The 16,480-nt window shown below is 66.9% G+C and carries 13 protein-coding genes and 1 rRNA gene; 1 reads left to right on the plus strand and 13 read right to left on the minus strand.

The window, feature by feature from the left end:
• The 6 genes from EDF61_RS00005 to argH form a co-directional block, all read right to left on the minus strand.
• Positions 1–79 (minus strand): 16S ribosomal RNA (locus EDF61_RS00005); the annotation flags it as partial.
• 522 nt (positions 80–601) lie between these two features.
• Positions 602–1,921 (minus strand): tyrosine--tRNA ligase, encoded by a 1,320-nt coding sequence (gene tyrS, locus EDF61_RS00010; protein WP_105658122.1) that lies wholly within the window; start codon positions 1,919–1,921, stop codon positions 602–604.
• Positions 1,922–2,111: 190 nt separating this feature from the next.
• Positions 2,112–4,394, minus strand: a complete 2,283-nt coding sequence (locus EDF61_RS00015; RefSeq protein WP_105658123.1) for a HelD family protein — start codon at positions 4,392–4,394, stop codon at positions 2,112–2,114.
• 248 nt (positions 4,395–4,642) lie between these two features.
• A complete protein-coding gene (locus EDF61_RS00020; RefSeq protein ID WP_105658124.1) occupies positions 4,643–5,182 on the minus strand; it encodes an adenine phosphoribosyltransferase in 540 nt (179 codons plus the stop codon).
• Positions 5,183–5,287: 105 nt separating this feature from the next.
• Complete coding sequence (locus EDF61_RS00025; RefSeq protein WP_105658125.1) at positions 5,288–6,028, minus strand: maleylpyruvate isomerase family mycothiol-dependent enzyme; 741 nt, start codon at positions 6,026–6,028, stop codon at positions 5,288–5,290.
• A 119-nt stretch (positions 6,029–6,147) separates the two neighbouring features.
• Complete coding sequence (gene argH, locus EDF61_RS00030) at positions 6,148–7,563, minus strand: argininosuccinate lyase (protein WP_105658126.1); 1,416 nt, start codon at positions 7,561–7,563, stop codon at positions 6,148–6,150.
• Positions 7,564–7,815: 252 nt separating this feature from the next.
• On the opposite strand from argH, the gene EDF61_RS00035 reads away from it, so the two are divergent.
• Positions 7,816–8,367: a macro domain-containing protein gene (locus EDF61_RS00035; protein WP_105658127.1), complete on the plus strand. Its 552-nt coding sequence runs from the start codon at positions 7,816–7,818 to the stop codon at positions 8,365–8,367.
• 80 nt (positions 8,368–8,447) lie between these two features.
• Here the strand turns inward: EDF61_RS00035 and EDF61_RS00040 are convergent, their stop codons facing one another.
• The 7 genes from EDF61_RS00040 to argC form a co-directional block, all read right to left on the minus strand.
• Entirely contained in the window at positions 8,448–10,301 is a 1,854-nt protein-coding gene (locus EDF61_RS00040) for an HNH endonuclease signature motif containing protein (protein WP_133832935.1), read from the minus strand.
• Between the two features lie 99 nt (positions 10,302–10,400).
• Positions 10,401–10,904, minus strand: coding sequence for an arginine repressor (locus EDF61_RS00045; RefSeq protein ID WP_105658129.1), 504 nt, complete (start codon positions 10,902–10,904; stop codon positions 10,401–10,403).
• Position 10,905: 1 nt separating this feature from the next.
• Positions 10,906–11,865, minus strand: a complete 960-nt coding sequence (gene argF / locus EDF61_RS00050) for an ornithine carbamoyltransferase (protein WP_105658130.1) — start codon at positions 11,863–11,865, stop codon at positions 10,906–10,908.
• 52 nt (positions 11,866–11,917) lie between these two features.
• On the minus strand, positions 11,918–13,177 hold the full coding sequence (locus EDF61_RS00055) for an acetylornithine transaminase (protein WP_208294207.1): 1,260 nt from the start codon (positions 13,175–13,177) through the stop codon (positions 11,918–11,920).
• Positions 13,174–14,109, minus strand: coding sequence for an acetylglutamate kinase (gene argB, locus EDF61_RS00060; protein ID WP_105658132.1), 936 nt, complete (start codon positions 14,107–14,109; stop codon positions 13,174–13,176). The genes EDF61_RS00055 and argB overlap by 4 nt, the downstream gene beginning before the upstream one ends.
• A gap of 21 nt (positions 14,110–14,130) precedes the next feature.
• A complete protein-coding gene (gene argJ / locus EDF61_RS00065; RefSeq protein ID WP_105658133.1) occupies positions 14,131–15,345 on the minus strand; it encodes a bifunctional glutamate N-acetyltransferase/amino-acid acetyltransferase ArgJ in 1,215 nt (404 codons plus the stop codon).
• Positions 15,342–16,373 (minus strand): N-acetyl-gamma-glutamyl-phosphate reductase, encoded by a 1,032-nt coding sequence (gene argC / locus EDF61_RS00070; protein ID WP_133832936.1) that lies wholly within the window; start codon positions 16,371–16,373, stop codon positions 15,342–15,344. Before argC ends, argJ begins: the two co-directional genes overlap by 4 nt.
• Positions 16,374–16,480 lie beyond the last annotated feature (107 nt).

The following is a 16,480-nucleotide window of genomic DNA, read 5'->3' on the forward strand; positions in this document are numbered from 1 at the left end:
CTGGGCTTCATCGTTCGACTTGCATGTGTTAAGCACGCCGCCAGCGTTCATCCTGAGCCAGGATCAAACTCTCCATAAAAAAATAAAAAGCCACCGGCAACCCCTTGGAAAATAAGGGCGAAGCCAATGAAGTCCTGGCGAATAATAAAACACTCAAGAACACTGCACGGGGGTGCAATGCCTCAAGCAAATGTTATGTATTCACCAAATAAAAATATTCGGTATCAACAAACTTGGCACACTATTGAGTTCTCAAACAACAAACACTCTCGACACCACAACCACCAATCCATCGATGACTGCTTCGCTCCGGAGCAACTTTACAAGCCTACCACCAAGTTGACTGTTGTCAACTCGACGTTTCAGTCTTGTTCACCCCGCCGTTTCCGTTTCACCCTTTCAGGCTGTCCGGATCAGCGGCGCGAGATAAAACTCTACACGGGTTCAGCCACGACGCAAAATCGGCCTACGGGTCGAATTTCAGCCACTAATCCTACCTTGACTAGGGATTATCATAATTAGGTACAACAAAACCGCCGGAAAAGTGTCTTGGTTCACAAGCTTTTCCGGCGGTTTCGTGTAGTGCGGTAGTTACTGGGCCCTACTTGGCCAGTTCAGCCACTGCCATGTTCTTCTTGCCGCGGCGCACGATCGCGTAGCGGCCATGCAGGAAGTCCGCCTCGGCCAGTTCAGTTTCGATGCCGCCAACCTTGCCGTTATTGACGTAGGCGCCACCTTCAGTGACCGTACGGCGTGCTTCGGACAATGACTTGCTCAGGCCCGAGGCAACCAGGACATTCAAAATGCCCAGATCGTCCGCAGCAACCTTCGCCGAAGGCAGCTCCGCGATAACCGATTCCAAGGTAGGAAGATCAATCGCGCCCAGATCGCCATTGCCGAAGACCGCAGCCGAAGCGGCGATCACCTGCTCGGTAGCCTGCACACCGTGAACCAGGGAAGTGACTTCCCAGGCCAAGGTGCGCTGGGCGACGCGCTTGAACGGGCGCTCTGCAACTTCGGTTGCCAGTTCCGCGATCTGCTCGCGGGTCAGGAAGGTGAATACCTTCAAGCGGTCGATCACATCCGCGTCGGAGGTGTTCAGCCAGAACTGGTAGAAGGTGTACGGGCTGCACATTTCGGCATCCAGCCAGATGGCGTTGCCCTCGGACTTGCCGAACTTGGTGCCGTCGGAGTTGGTGATCAGCGGGGTGCCGTAGGCGTGCACCGAGTTGCCCTGGACCTTGCGGATCAGGTCGGTGCCGCTGGTCAGGTTGCCCCACTGGTCCGAGCCGCCGGTCTGCAGGGTGCAGCCGTACTGGCGGTTCAGCTCCAGGAAGTCGTAGCCCTGCAGCACCTGGTAGGAGAACTCGGTGTAGCTGATGCCCTCGTCGGAGTTCAGTCGCGCGGCGACGATCTCCTTCTTGATCATCGTGCCCACACGGAAGTACTTGCCCACATCGCGCAAGAAGTCCAAGGCCGACAGCTGCTGCGTCCAGTCCAGGTTGTTGACCAGCTGCACCGCGTTCTCGCCCTCATCGGAGAGGAAGCGGGAAACCTGCGCCTGGAGCTTGGCGACCCACTCGGTCACCGTCTCCCTGGTGTTCAAGGTGCGCTCCGCAGTTTGGCGCGGGTCGCCGATCAGGCCGGTGGAACCGCCAACCAGGGCCAGCGGCTTGTGGCCGGCCAGCTGCAGGCGGCGCATATTCAGCAACTGCACCAGGTTGCCCAGATGCAGGGACGGCGCAGTCGGATCGAACCCGCAATAGTAGGTCACAGACTCTTCGGACAGGGCTCGTTCCAGCTCGGTTTCGTCGGTGGACACGTGCACCAGGCCGCGCCACTTGAGTTCCTGCCAGACGTTCTCGAAAGATGCGTCGTTGCTCTGTCCCGCAATCACGGGATTCTGCTTCGTATCAGACATGCTCACTGTGACCATTTTCTGTCTTCGTTCTGCCCCGAGTGCCCGCGTTGCTGCTTGCGTGCACCTGTGATCGCACCGGGAGTTGGGGTTGCCTTCCCGGCGCATGGGTTTAAGGTTATCGCTTGGTGGCAGGCTCGTGCCACTTCCCCGGCCCGCCCCTTGGTCACATAGCCGACCCCGCGGTGCGCTGCTAGCTTTCCAGGCCTTCAGGCAGTTCGCGGGTGTGGACCACGCGCAGGCGCTGGGTGGTACGGGTCATCGCCACATACAAATCGCCCACGCCGCCGTCCACCTCGTCGACCAGCTCGGCCGGTTCCAGGATCAGCACGCCGTCGAATTCCAGGCCCTTGGACTCGCGCGCGGTGATCACCACGATGTCCTGGCTCAATCCGCCCGAACCGGCGCCAACGCGGTCGCCATGCACGTCCTGGACCGCCGCGCGGATGCGGGCCAGATCCTGCTGAGGCACGATGATCGCCTGCAGTCCCCCGGCCGAGTACTCCAGCTCCTCGCCCAGCGCGGCCAGGACCGCATCCTGGACTTCGGCCTCGGTGGTTTTGGTCAGCACCGGTGGCCAGTCGCCTTCGCGGACCGCCTGCGGGGTGGTGATCCGCAGGCCGGCGGCCTGGGCCACGCGCACCGCCGCGTCGGCGATCTGCGCCGGTGTGCGGTAGTTGACGGTCAGCTCTTCGAGCTCGAAGCGCTCACCGAAGAACGGCTCCAGGGCCTGGGACCAGCTGCTGGCGCCCGAGGCGGCCGAGGTCTGGGCGATGTCGCCCACGATGGTGAAGGACTTCATCGGGCAGCGGCGAACCAGCAGGCGCCACTGCATCGGCGAAAGCTCCTGCGCCTCGTCGACCACGATGTGCCCGTAGGCCCAGGTGCGATCGGCGACGGCGCGTTCGGCGGCCGTGAGCCGGGCCGCAGTTTCCTGGTTCACTCCGGCCACCTGCTCCGCGGTGACCACACCGTCGATGCCGGCGTTTTCCAGCATGGTGTGCATATTGCGCAGCGCGGCCTTGGCATTTTCCACGTCGGCCTCGTACTGGGCGGTGTGCGTGCCGGCCAGCGGGTCGGCGAACTCGCCGAGCAGCCCGGATGCCTCATCGAGCAGCGGCACATCGGCCTCGGTGAACGGCGAGCCGGCCCGGCGGTACAGGGCGTCGCGGTCCGTTTCCTTCAGGTGCGGGGCCGCGGCGGCCAAAAGGTGCGGGGTGGCGAACAACTCTGCCACCAGCTGCTGCGGGGTCATCGGCATCCAGCACAGGTTCAGCGCCACGCGCACATCGTGCGATTCGCGCACTTCCTGGGGCAGGTAGGAACGGTCGGTGGTCGAGGACTGCCCGGCCGATTCCTCCAGCTTGCGGCGCAGCTGTTCGGCCAGGTCCCCCACCAGCACCTTGACGAAGGTTTCGCGCGCCTCGTTGTAGGGCTTGTGGGTGTGGCGGGCGCGTTCGCGCGCGTTCTTGACCATTTTCGGGGTCAGGGTCAGGCGGGTTCCCTCCACCACCAGGGTGCGGGTTTCCGGAATCAGCCGCTGGCGGTTGCGCACCGCAGTGGCGATCACCCTGGCCATGGACAGCTGGCCCTTGAGCCGGGCGACGGTGCGGTTGGTTTCCGGCACGGCGTGGATGCCGTGGTAGAGCTCGCCCACCGAGGACATGACCACGCCGGTCTCGCCCAGCGAGGGCAGTACGCGCTCGATGTAGCGCATGAAGGAAGTGGACGGGCCGACGATCAGCACCCCGGCGTTCTTCAGCCGTTCGCGGTACTCGTAGAGCAGGAACGCCGCGCGGTGCAGGGCGACGGCGGTCTTGCCGGTGCCCGGACCGCCCTGGACCACGACGGCGCCGGGCAGCTGCGCGCGGATGATCGCATCCTGCTCGGCCTGGATGGTGCCGACGATATCGCCCATGCGGCCGGTGCGCTTCTCGCGCAAAGCGGCCATCAGCGCGCCCTCGCCGTGGTGGGTGTGCCCCTCATCCAGCCAGGTCTCGTCGAGCACGTCGTCCTCGATGCCGGCCACGGTCCGGCCCTTGAGCATCAGGTGGCGGCGGCGGCGCACCCCGCGCGGATTCAGCGCGGTCGCCTGGTAGAAGGGGGCCGCTTCGCTGGCGCGCCAGTCGATCATCAGCCGGTTCAGGTCCTCGTCGGACAGGCCGATGCGGCCGATGTAGCGAGGAGTGCCGGAGGATGAGCCGTTGCCGGCTTCCTGCCCCTGGCCGTTGGCTGCCATATCCAGGCGGCCGAAGACCAGGCGGTCCTCGACGGCGTCGAGCTGGGCAATCCGGTCCTCGTAGAGGGTGGCGAAAGAGTCGCGTTCGGACATGTTCTGGAAGGTGCCCACCGCCCCCTGGGCCCGGGTGCGCTCAAGCTGCTCCACCTTTTCGGCGCGCAACTCGTCCAGCCGCGCGTACAGGCGGCCCACATAGTCGGATTCAGCTAACAGATCGGCCTCGATCGTATCGGTCAACCCAGTTTCCCCTCGCGCTCAAAATGTGCCCCTGCGCAAAGCACAGGGCCCTACGTAAAACGGTTCCCACGTAAAAACACAGGACAGATAATGATACGCGCCTTTGGCCCGGCGCAGGTAATCGCGCGCACCGGTGCCAAGCGCTGGCCGGGCCCGCTGCCGGGCTGTTCGCCAGCGGCGTGGAAGCGTGGCGGTTTGTTACCTGCGCGCCGCTTCCCGGCTGCCGCTTCGGCACCGCGCTGCCCGGCTCAGGAGTGGACGACCTGCAAGGAGAGCACCTTGTGCCCCGGCAGCTTGGCCCGTCCTTCGAGGCCATCGAGTTCCAGCACGACGCCGACGCCGGCGATCCTGGCACCGGTCTGCTCCAGCAGGCGGACCGCTGAACCCACGGTGCCGCCGGTGGCCAGCACGTCGTCGAGAATCAGCACGCGGGTGCCCGGGGCGATCTCGTCCTTGTGCACCTCCAGGCAACTGGTGCCGTATTCCAAGGTGTACTCGTCGCGGTAGACCTCGCGCGGCAGCTTGCCGGCCTTGCGGATGGTCAGCATGCCCTTCCCCGAGGCGTAGGCGGCGGCCGCCGCCAGCACGAAACCGCGGGCTTCGAGGCCCGCGACGATGTCGAACTGCCCCTCGAAGGGGGCGATCAGCTCGTCGACCATGCGGCGCAGGCCGGTCGGGTCGGCGAAGACCGGGGTGAGGTCCTTGAAGGAGATCCCTGGCTGCGGGTAGTCGGGCACGATCTCGCACAGTCGATCCAGCAGGTCGCTAATGCTCTCAGAAGTAGTCACGCCTAGTAATTTTAGTCCCTCCGCGCGCCGCACGCCGCACGATCGTGCATAATCATGAGCACATTTTGGGCGGTGTCCATGCGGTACGGCGGTTAACCATCCAGGCTAGCGGTTCATCAAGCGATCGCTGGGCCAGGGCAGCAGCTGCGGGTCCGCGGCCCCGTCGGCGGCCGCGGTAACCTGCACCGGCCCGGCCGCAGGGCGTCCGGCCATCCATGCGGCCAAGTCGAAATCGGCGCCCGAGAGCACCCACGATTTCGCCCCGTCCCCGAGCACCATCCGGGGTTTGCCATGCGGCTGCAGCACCAGACGGGTTCCTTCCGGAACGCGGGCTTCGAGCGCCCGGAACAGATGCGCGCTGAATGCCGGCGGCCAGCTGGCGGCCGGGCGCAGGAATTCGTCCAGGTCGGTGGCGTGGATCAGCATCTCTCGCCAGGTCGCGTACATCAGGTCCGCGGCCTTGGCCCCCGGGCGGTACCCCACCGGCTGCTCCCACGTGGCTTCGGCACCAGGCAGGGTGGCGCGCAACTGGGCCAACGCGTCGGCGGCCAAGGCGCGCAGGGACTCCGGGCGCATCAGCGCGGTCATGTTGATCGCCTCGATCCGGCCCTCGGCGCCCCCGTCGTACATCAGCGGCGGCCGCTGGGCTCCGGCGTTCTCGAACTGGCGCACGGCGGCCTTCGCGAAGGAGGCCAGATGCGCGATCAGCTGGGCGGTGCTCCAGCCCGGCAGCGAACTGGGCTTGCTGTACTGGGTGTCGGGAACCTCCCGCACCTGTACGGAAAGTTCATCCAATGCGGTGGTGACCTGCGCGATGAGTTCGGCAGGGGCCAGGAGTCGAGTCATGAATCACACTTTAGCGCGAACCGGGCGCAAATGCGCAAGGGCTCGAAGCCGTGGTTAACGCGCAAGCGGCCGCCGGGCAGGATTCTTCCCGCGCGGCGGCCGCTTGGCCCTGCCCGGTGCTACTTGGCCCAGGCCTTGATCTGGTCGAGCTGTCGCTCGAACTCGGCGAGCTGCGCTGCGACCGCGCTCGGGGCGGTGCCGCCCTGGCCGTTGCGGGCGTTCAGCGAACCCTCGGTGGAGAGCACCTCGCGCACCGCCGGGGTCAGGTGCTCGGAGATGCCGGCGTATTCCTCGTCGGTCAAGTCCCACAGTTCCACGCCGCGCGATTCGGCCAGCTGCACCGCAGCGCCGGAGAGCTCGTGGGCATCGCGGAACGGCACGCCCTGGCGGACCAGCCATTCGGCGATGTCGGTCGCCAAGGCGAAGCCCTGCGGGGCCAGATCCGCCATGCGCTCGGTATTGAAGGTCAAGGTGCCCATCATTCCGGCGACCGCCGGCAGCAGGATTTCCAGGGTGTCCGCGGCGTCGAATACCGGTTCCTTGTCTTCCTGCAGGTCGCGGTTGTAGGCCAGGGGCAGGGCCTTGAGGGTAGCCAGCAGGCCGGTCAGGTCGCCGATCAGGCGCCCTGCCTTGCCGCGGGCCAGCTCGGCGATATCGGGGTTCTTCTTCTGCGGCATGATCGAGGAGCCGGTGGAGAAGGAGTCGTGCAGCTTCACGAAGCTGAATTCCTTGGTGGCCCAGAGGATGACCTCCTCCGAGACGCGCGAGAGGTCCACGCCGATCATGGCCGCGATCCAGGAGAATTCGGCGAACACGTCGCGGGCGGCGGTGCCGTCGATCGAGTTGTGCACGGCCGAGTCGAAGCCCAGCTCGGCGGCGACGAAGTTCGGATCCAGGCCCAGGGTCTGGCCGGCCAGCGCACCGGAACCATAGGGCGACACGGCGGCACGCTTGTCCCAGTCGACCAGGCGCTGCACATCGCGCAGCAGCGGCCAGGAGTAGGCCAGCAGCAGGTGCGAGAGCAGGATCGGCTGGGCATGCTGCAGGTGGGTGCGCCCGGGCATCGGCGCATAGGGGTGCGCCTTGGCCTGCTCGACCATGGCGTCAAGGGTGTCGATCACGCCGCGGGCGATGATCCGCGCGTGGTCGCGCAGGAACATCCGGCCCAGGGTGGCGATCTGGTCATTGCGCGACCGGCCGGCGCGCAGCTTGCCGCCCAGGGCGGTGCCGGCGCGCTCCAGCAGGCCGCGTTCCAGCGAGCCGTGGACGTCTTCGTCGGTTGGCGCTGCGACATAGGCCTCGGAGATGACGTCGGCTTCGAGCTGGTCCAGGGCGGCGATCATGTCTGCCAGCTCGGCATCGGTGAGCAGGCCCGCGCGGTTCAGCACCTTGGCATGGGCACGGGATCCGGCAATATCGTAGCTGGCCAGGCGCCAGTCGAAGTGGGTGGACTTGCTCAGCGCTGCCATTGCATCCGCTGGGCCGCCGGAGAAGCGACCGCCCCAGAGCGATCCTTCATTTGTTGACGAGGCCATGGCCCGTTCCTTTCTGCCGGAGAAAATTGACGTTGCACCCTACTCTAGCAAAGCTTTATGCAATGTAACTCATATTTATGCAACGGTGTGCCGATTCATGCATCACATGCTTATCACTGCGGCCTGCTCTGCGGGGCCTGGCCAGGCTCCGGAACACGCAGGAAACCTTAAGTTTTGCCTCTTCCAGTACTCAGCGCCCGGGCGTATGGTGTGATCATAGAGCCGATACGGAACGTTCTTCGGAGGTACCCAATGGAAATCCAGCTGTACCGGGGTGATATCACCACCCTTCATGTTGATGCCATCGTCAATGCGGCCAATCCTTCGCTGCTCGGTGGAGGCGGCGTCGACGGCGCGATCCATGCAGCTGCTGGTCCCAGCCTGCTGGCCGCCTGCCGGGAAATTCGGGCCAACCGCTACCCCGACGGGATTCCTTCGGGCATTGCCGTCGTCACCAAGGCCGGCAACCTGCATGCCAAGTGGGTCGTCCACACCGCGGCCCCCAACTTGGCGCTGATCAAGCCGAACCCCAAGATCCTCGACGACTGCTTCGTGAACTCCCTGTATGTCGCGGCCCGCCACGAGGCCCACTCGGTCGCGTTCCCGGCGATTGGCGCAGGGGCGTTCGGGTGGGATCCTGAGCAGGTTGCCAGCATCGCCCATGCAGCGATCAGCCGGTGGATCGAGACCAATAAGCATATTTCGCCGATCCACAGGATCATCCTGGTTGCGCATACCGATGAGGTCCAGGCCGCCTTCGAGCGGGCCTTCTCGCTGGATGCAGTGGAGGATATTGCCGCCTGACCGGATCCGAATGGCATTAACGCACGAACTCTGCCGCGCACTCCCAGTCGAGGGCGCGGCAGTTTTGCGAGGTCGGGCAGCTAGGTGCGGGCGAAATAGGTGTTGCGCCGCGGCAGCTGCTGCGGATCCAGATGCTTGGGCAGGATGACATGGGGCAGGCCCTTGATCTTGACCAGTTTCAGGTAGCCGCTGTGGACCATGGTGTGGTGCAGTGCGCAGAGCGGGCAGCAGTCCTGGAGTCGGGTATGGCCGCCCTTGGCCCACGGTTTGAAGTGGTGGAATTCGATCAGCGCCGGGTCTGCCGCGCAGCCTGGGACCAGGCAGCCGCCGTCCCGATCGCGGGCGGCAAGTTTCATCCAGCGCGGGAAGAGCCGGGCGTCGCGGCCGATATCCGTGACCACCCCGTCGGCGTTGTAGATCGGGCTGATCACCTTGGCTTCGCACAGCATGGTGCGCAACTGGGGCGCGGAAATTTGCACGCCGTGCGCGCTGATGCCGGTGAGCGATGCGAGATCCTGGAGATCCTCGAAGCGCGCGTGCACCACGATTTCGGGGGTGATGCGCTTGCCCTGGCTGTCGGGGCCGATATTGCGCAGGATTGCGTTCAGCGCATTGAGCCGGCGTTCGGGCACCGAACAAGTTGCCGGCAAGCCCGGCAGTGGTGTGCCCGGCGGGTTCGGCGGGTCGGGATCTGGCGCGGCATCATCCGCAGGAGCTGGCAGGCCAACGCCCGCCCAGTCCGGAGCAGGTTGGTCGCTGTTCCAGAGGTGCTCAGCGGGTTCTTCCCACCCGGCCTTGCCATCAGGCGCTTGCTCGCCGCCGTCGGATTCCGGGACGGGGTCGGGCTCCGGGCCGGGGTGTCCGCTGGAAGACGGCTCTGCGGTATCGCCGTGCTCATCGCCGGAAGGGCTGTCGCTGGCGGCGCCTGCGGCCTGGCGGGCGGCGGCGCCGGCCTTGGTGCGCTTGTTGTCGGCCTGCGTGATCAGCGATTCCCAGAGTTCCGCGTCGATCTCCCGGACACGGACGATGAATTCATGGACCCCGTTGACCACCTTGCTGCGGAAGAGGCCCAGCTTCGGGGTCGTAGCCTGGTCGTGCGCGTCCTTGTACTCCTTGATCAAGCCATTGATGCGCTTCTGCCGGATGCGGATCTGGTCTTCCCTCAGATGCGCGGCGGCATGCTCCTCCAGCAAGGTGCCGTCGGCGGCCTTGGCAGTGGCCGTGGTGGGCAGGCCGTCGAAGGTGGTGTCCTCGGGTTCGAACTTGTCCAGCGCGCGGGCGATTTTCAGCACCTCGCGGGGATCCGGCGTGCTGTGCAGGCCAGGCAAAGCCCAGCCGGCCGGCGACAGCAAGGCCCCCGTGGACGGATCTGCGACTGGCGTGCCTGGGGCGGGGGTGCCGGCGAAGTGTTCTGCGAGCAGGGTGAAACGCGGGGCGCAGGCAGCGCCGGCGATATCCTTGCGGGCGTGGACCAGATGGGCATCCTTGACGCGGCGGTCGGCCTCGAAATAATTCACATCCAGCATCTGGGACAGGACGGTGGCCGCATCGAGGTAGAGGGTGCGGCCGGGCGCGAATTGCGCAGGGGCGCTGAAATCGGTGGTGCCCGCGCGCAGGTGGTCGAATTCGGCGAGGTCCAGGGCGTGGGCGGCGCTGGTCTCCACCTGGCTAGCCGCCATCACGACGGTGCGGGCGGCTTGCCGGCTGAAGGCTTCGGCGAAGTGGGCGTGGGCTAGCGCGAGGCGCGGATCGGCGCAGCCCGAGGCCTGGGCGCAGAGGTTCTGGAACAGCAACAGGCACGCGGCTTCGGCGCGCAGCAAGCTGGCGGCGTCCAGCGGGGTGCCGCTGGCCAGCTGCTGCGCCACGGTCCCCAGGCTGGCGGCCAGTGCGGGTCCCGCGGTGCTCGTGGCGCTGGCGCTCTGAAGTGGTTCCATGCCCCGATCATCGGGCGCCATCTCGACCGGCATGGCAAAGCCGCCGCGGACTGTGGAGAAGTTCGCGGCGGCAAGCGCCCGATGGACTGGCGGCGCCGGTCAGCGCGGCTCGGCCAGCTGCAGGAAGCGGGCGGCCACTTCGGCGCCACCGTCGGCCGCGCGGGTGGTGACCATGATGGTGTCATCCCCCGCGATGCAGCCCAGGATCGAGGGCATCTGCGAGTGGTCGATGGCCAGGGCCAGCAGGTTCGCCGCGCCCGGCGGGGTGCGCAGCACCACGATATTCCCGGAGGCCTCGGCGGTGACCAGCTGCTCGGCGCAGATCTTGGCCAGGCGCGCGTCGAGCACTTCCTGGGTGATCGCGGTCTTCGGGGAACGGTCCCCGCCTTCCTGGCGCACCGCGTAGATCAGCTGCCCGGAGTTGTCGCGGATGCGCACCGCTCCGATTTCCACCAGGTCGCGCGAGAGCGTGGCCTGGGTGACTTCCAGCCCGTCGTCTTTGAGCAGGCCGAGCAGCTCGGCCTGGGACTTGACCGAGTTGTTGCCCAGGAACGCGCGGATGCGGGCCTGGCGGGCGGTTTTGGTGCTTGGCTGGGCGGACATCCTAGAGCTCCACTCGTGGATCTTCGGCCAGGCCGGAGGCGACCATCAGCCAGGCCATCACGGCCTTCTGCGCGTGCACGCGGTTCTCGGCCTCGTCGAACACGACCGACTGCGGGCCATCGATCACCTCGGCGTCGATCTCGTAGCCGCGGTAGGCCGGCAGGCAATGCAGCACGATCGCGTCGTCCTTGGCCAGCTTCATGGCTTCGGCGGTCACCGAGTAGCCGGTGAACAGCTGCTGGCGTTCGGCCTTCTCGGCTTCCTGGCCCATGGACACCCAGGTGTCGGTGACGACCACGTCGGCGTCTTGCAGCGCGGCGGCGGCATCGGTGGTGATCGTGGCCGATCCCCCGGTCAGCGCGGCACGCTGCTGCGCGGCCTCGATGATGCGGGCTTCGGGCAGGTAGCCCTCGGGGCCGGCGATGCGCACGTGCATGCCGGCGGTGACCCCGGCCAGCAGGTAGGAGTTGGCCATGTTGTTGGCCGCGTCGCCCAGGTAGGCCATGGTCAGCCCGGCGGTCTTGCCCTTGTGCTCGCGCACGGTGAGCAGGTCGGCGATCAGCTGGCAGGGGTGGTAGTCGTCGGATAGCGCGTTGATCACCGGAACCGAAGAGTTCGCGGCCATTTCTTCCAGGCCGGACTGGGCGAAGGTGCGCCACACGATGGTGGAGACCATGCGCTCGAGCACCTTGGCGGAATCGGCGATGGACTCCTTGTGGCCCAGCTGCGAATCGGCGGAGTTGATGATCAGCGGCGAGCCGCCGAGTTCGGCGATGCCGGCGTGGAAGGACACGCGGGTGCGGGTGGAGGTCTTGTCGAAGAAGACCGCGACGCTCTGCGGGCCGGCGAACGGCTGGTAGCCGTACTTGTCGGCCTTCATCGCCGCGGCCAGGTCCAGCACCTTGGACTGCTCGTCGGGGGTGAAATCCAGGTCGGTCAGGAAGTGGCGGGTTGCGCTCATGGTGTTAGTCCTTTGCTGTCGCAGGGGGTGGTCGCGAAGTTGCTGCCGGCCGCTAGCTGGCGGCGCTGATCAGCTGCGGCAGGGCCGCGATCAGGGTGCCCAGCTGCTCGGTGGTGATCACCAGCGGCGGGGCCAGGCGGATGGTCTTCTCGTCGGTGGCGTTCACGATGAATCCGGCATCCAGCGCCGCGGCGACCAGCTTCGGCGCGTTGGCGGCGGCCAGTTCGAAGGCGGTGAGCAGCCCGGCGCCGCGCACGGCGGCAATGCCCTCGACGCCTGCCAGCTGCTCGCGCAGCCAATCGCCGGTGGCGCGCACATGGGCCAGCAGGTTCTGGGATTCGATGGTGTGGATGACGGCCAGGCCGGCGGCGCAGGCCACCGGGTTGCCGCCGAAGGTGGTGCCGTGGTCGCCCGGGGCCAGCCAGGCGGTGTTCTGCTCGCCGAACACGATCATCGCGCCGATCGGGAAGCCTCCGCCCAGGCCCTTGGCCAGGGTCATCAGGTCCGGGATCACCGGGGCCGAGGCGAAGAACGCCCCGGTGCGGCCCATGCCGGTCTGCACCTCGTCGAAGACCAGCAGGGCGCCGGCTTCGCGGGTGATGTCGCGGGCGGCCTGCAGGTACTGCGCGGAGAGCATCTTCACGCCGGCTTCGCCCTGGATCGGCTCGATGAAGACCGCCGCGACGGTTTCGTCCACCGCGGCACGCAGCGCGTCGATGTCCCCGGCCGGGATCCAGCTGACGTTTTCGGGCAGCGGGGCGAAGGGCGCGCGGTACTTTTCCTTGTAGGTCAGCGACAGCGCGCCCAGGGTGCGGCCGTGGAAGGAATGCTCCAGGGCGATCACCTTGGTGCGCGGGGCCTGCGGCGTGCCGGCGTTGCGCCGGGTCAGCTTCAGCGCGGCCTCATTGGCTTCGGTGCCGGAGTTGGCGAAGAAGACCTTGGAGCCGGCCGGGGCGGCGGAGATGTCCAGCAGCTTCTCGGCCAGCGCGATCTGGCTGGGGGAAGTGAAGAAGTTCGAGACATGGCCCAGGGTGGACAGCTGGCTGCTGATCACGGAAGCCAGCAGCGGGTGCCCGTGGCCCAGGGTGTTGACCGCGATGCCGCCGAGCAGATCCAGGTACTGGTGGCCATCGGCGTCCCAGACATGGCAGCCGGCCCCGCGCACCAGCACGCGCTGCGGGGTGCCGAAGACGCCGAGCAGGGAGCTGGAGTAGCGTTCGGCCAGGGCGGCCGAGGACAGCTGCGCCAGCCCGGCAGCTTCAGCGGTTCCAGCCAGGGCGGAGGAGGTGGTTTCAGCGGCGTGCTCGCTCACTTGGCGTCCTTCTTTTGTGCGGTGGCCGGGAGCACCTGGGTGCCCACGCCGGCGGTGGTGAAGATTTCCAGCAGCATCGAGTGCGGGGCGCGGCCATCGACGATGTGGGCCTGGCCCACGCCCCCGTCGACGGCTTTGAGGCAGGCGCCCATTTTCGGGATCATGCCCGATTCCAGCGACGGCAGCATGGTGCGCAGCTCGTCGTTGGTGATCGAGCTGATCAGCGAGGACTTGTCCGGCCAGGCGGCGTACAGGCCCTCCACGTCGGTGAGGATCACCAGCTTGGCGGCGCCCAGCGCGGTGGCCAGCGCGGCCGCGGCGGTATCCGCGTTGACGTTCAGCACCGCTCCGGTGGGCTCGCCGGATTCGTCGAATTCCGGGGCGACGGTGGAGATGACCGGGATCATCCCGGCATCCACCAGCGAGTCCACCTGGTCGGTGCGCACGGTGGTGACCTCGCCGACCAGCCCCAGGTCCACGGGCAGGCCGTCCACGACCGTGCCGGTGCGCACTGCCTGCAAGGTGGCGCCGTCCTCGCCGGACATGCCCACCGAGTAGGGTCCGTGCGAGTTGATCAGGCCGACCAGGTCGCGCTGCACCTGGCCGGTGAGCACCATCCGCACCACGTCCATGGCTTCGGGGGTGGTCACCCGCAGCCCGCCGCGGAATTCGGATTCGATCCCGAGGGTGTCGAGCATCCTGTTGATCTGCGGTCCCCCGCCGTGCACCACCACCGGGTTGATCCCGGCGTGGCGCAGGAACACGATGTCCTCGGCGAAGGCGCGGCGCAGATCGTCGTTGACCATCGCGTTGCCACCGTATTTGATGACCATCGTGGTCCCGGCGAAGCGCTGGATCCAGGGCAGCGCCTCGATGAGCGCTTCGGCCTTGGACTGGGCGATGCCCAGGTTGGTGCGGGCGGTGTGGGCCATGGGAGTGTTCCTAGTTTCTGCCTAGCTGGAGTAGGCGGAGTTCTCGTGGACGTAGTCGTGGGTCAGGTCGTTGGTCAGCACGGTGGCTTCCTCGGTGCCCGCGTTCAGGTCGATCTCGATCAACACGTTGCGTTCTTCGAGCGAAACCAGGCTGCGGTCCTCGCCCACCCCGCCGTTCTTGCAGACCATCACGGAGTTGATCGACACGTTCAGCTCATCGGGTTCGAACGCGGCCTTGGTGGTGCCGACCTCGGAGAGCACCCGGCCCCAGTTCGGATCCTTGCCGAAGACCGCGGTCTTGACCAGATTGGAGCGCGAGACGGCCTTGGATACTTCCAGGGCGTCGGCCTCGGTAGCGGCGTTGAAGGTGCGGATCGCGATGGTGTGCTGCGCGCCCTCGGCGTCCTCGATCAGCTTCGCGGCCAGCTCGCAGCAGGCGTCGGTCAGCGCCGCGGTGAACTCGGCCAGGTCCGGGGCGGCGCCCGAGGCGCCGGAGGCCAGCAGCAGCACGGTGTCGTTGGTGGACATGCAGCCATCGGAGTCCGCGCGGTCGAAGCTCATCGCGGTGGCGGCGCGCAACGCGGCATCGGCCTGTGCGGAGGTCAGCACCGCATCGGTGGTGAGCACCACCAGCATGGTGGCCAGCGCCGGGGCGAGCATGCCCGCGCCCTTGGCCATGCCGCCGATGATGACCTGGCCGGAGCCCGGTGCCCCGACGATACGGGAGACCAGCTTCGGCACGGTGTCGGTGGTCATGATGCCCGCGGCGGCCGCATCGGCCGCGTTCTGGTCGTCGGCCAGCGCCCCGGCGGCAGCCTGGACCCCGGGCAGCAGCTTGTCCATGGGCAGCTGCATCCCGATCAGCCCGGTGGACGCCACGGCCACGTCGCCGGCGGAAACCGAGAGCAGCTGCGCGGCGTATTCGGCGGTCTTGTGGGTGTTCGCGAAGCCTTCGGCGCCGGTGCAGGCGTTGGCCCCGCCGGAGTTGAGCACCACGGCGTCGATGCGGCCGTCGGCCAGCACCTGCTTGGACCAGTGCACCGGGGCGGCGGCCACGCGGTTGGAGGTGAATACGCCGGCGGCGGTGAACTGCGGGCCGAGGTTCTTGACCACGACCACGTCGTTCTTGCCGGTGGACTTCAGGCCTGCCGGGACGCCGGCGGCGGCGAAGCCCGCCGGTGCGGTGACCCCGGTGGCGGCAGCGGATGGGTGGGTGTTGGTGTGCGCGAGGCTCACGGTGCAACTCCTTGCATGAGCAATCCGGTATTTTCTTCCAGTCCCAGTGCGATGTTCATCGACTGGACCGCGGCACCTGCGGTGCCCTTGGTGAGATTATCCAGTGCGGCGGTGACGATCACGCGGTTGGCGTGGGTGTCGAAGGCCAGCTGCAGCTGGACGTGGTTCGATCCCTGCACCGCCCCGGTGGTCGGCCATTGGCCCTCGGGCAGCAGGTGCACGAAGAGCTCGTCGGCATAGGCCGCGGACCAGGCTTCGCGCAGCTGCGCTTCGCTCACCTCGGGCTTGGCCTTGGCGGTGGCGGTGGTCAGGATGCCGCGCGGCATCGGGGCCAGGGTGGGTGTGAAGGAGACGGTGACCGGTTCGCCGGCGAGCTGGGAGAAGCCCTGCTCCATTTCCGGGATGTGGCGGTGGGACCCGCCCACCCCGTAGGTGCTCATCGAGCCCATGGTTTCGCTGCCCAGCAGGTTGGGCTTCAGCGACTTGCCGGCGCCCGAGGTGCCCGAGGCGGAGACGATAACCACGTCGTCGGCTTCCAGCAGGCCAGCGGCGAAGCCCGGAGCCAGGGCCAGCTGCGCGCCGGTCGGGTAGCAGCCCGGGACGGCCACGCGCTTGGTGCCCACCAGCTTTTCGCGCGCACCGGGAAGTTCGGGCAGGCCATAGGGCCAGGAGCCGGCATGCGCCGAACCGTAGAATTTCTCCCAGGCCTCGGCGGATTCCAGCCGGTGGTCCGCGCCGGCGTCGATGACCAGGGTGGATTCGGGCAGCGCCGCGGCCACGGCGGCCGATGCGCCGTGCGGCAGGGCCAGGAACACGACGTCGTGCCCGGCGAGGTTTTCCACGGTGGTGTCCAGCAGGACGCGATCGGCGAGCGCATGCAGGTGCGGGGCGATCGAGCCGAGCCGCTGCCCGGCCTGCGAATGCGCGGTGATCGCGCCAATCTCTACTTCTGGGTGGGCCGCGAGGATGCGCAGGACCTCGCCACCGGCGTATCCACTGGCGCCGGAAACAGCTACTGAAATCGTCATGACCTGATTCTACCGCGAAATATTCATGCAGGCTAATAAATATTCATAAAATTCTTCGTCACGTAACCCGACATCCGCCCCACGGTGCCCGCGCAGCGCTCCGAAGT

Origin of the sequence: Arthrobacter sp. JUb115 (genome assembly GCF_004365035.1) — a bacterium.
In the GTDB taxonomy this organism is placed as follows: domain Bacteria; phylum Actinomycetota; class Actinomycetes; order Actinomycetales; family Micrococcaceae; genus Glutamicibacter.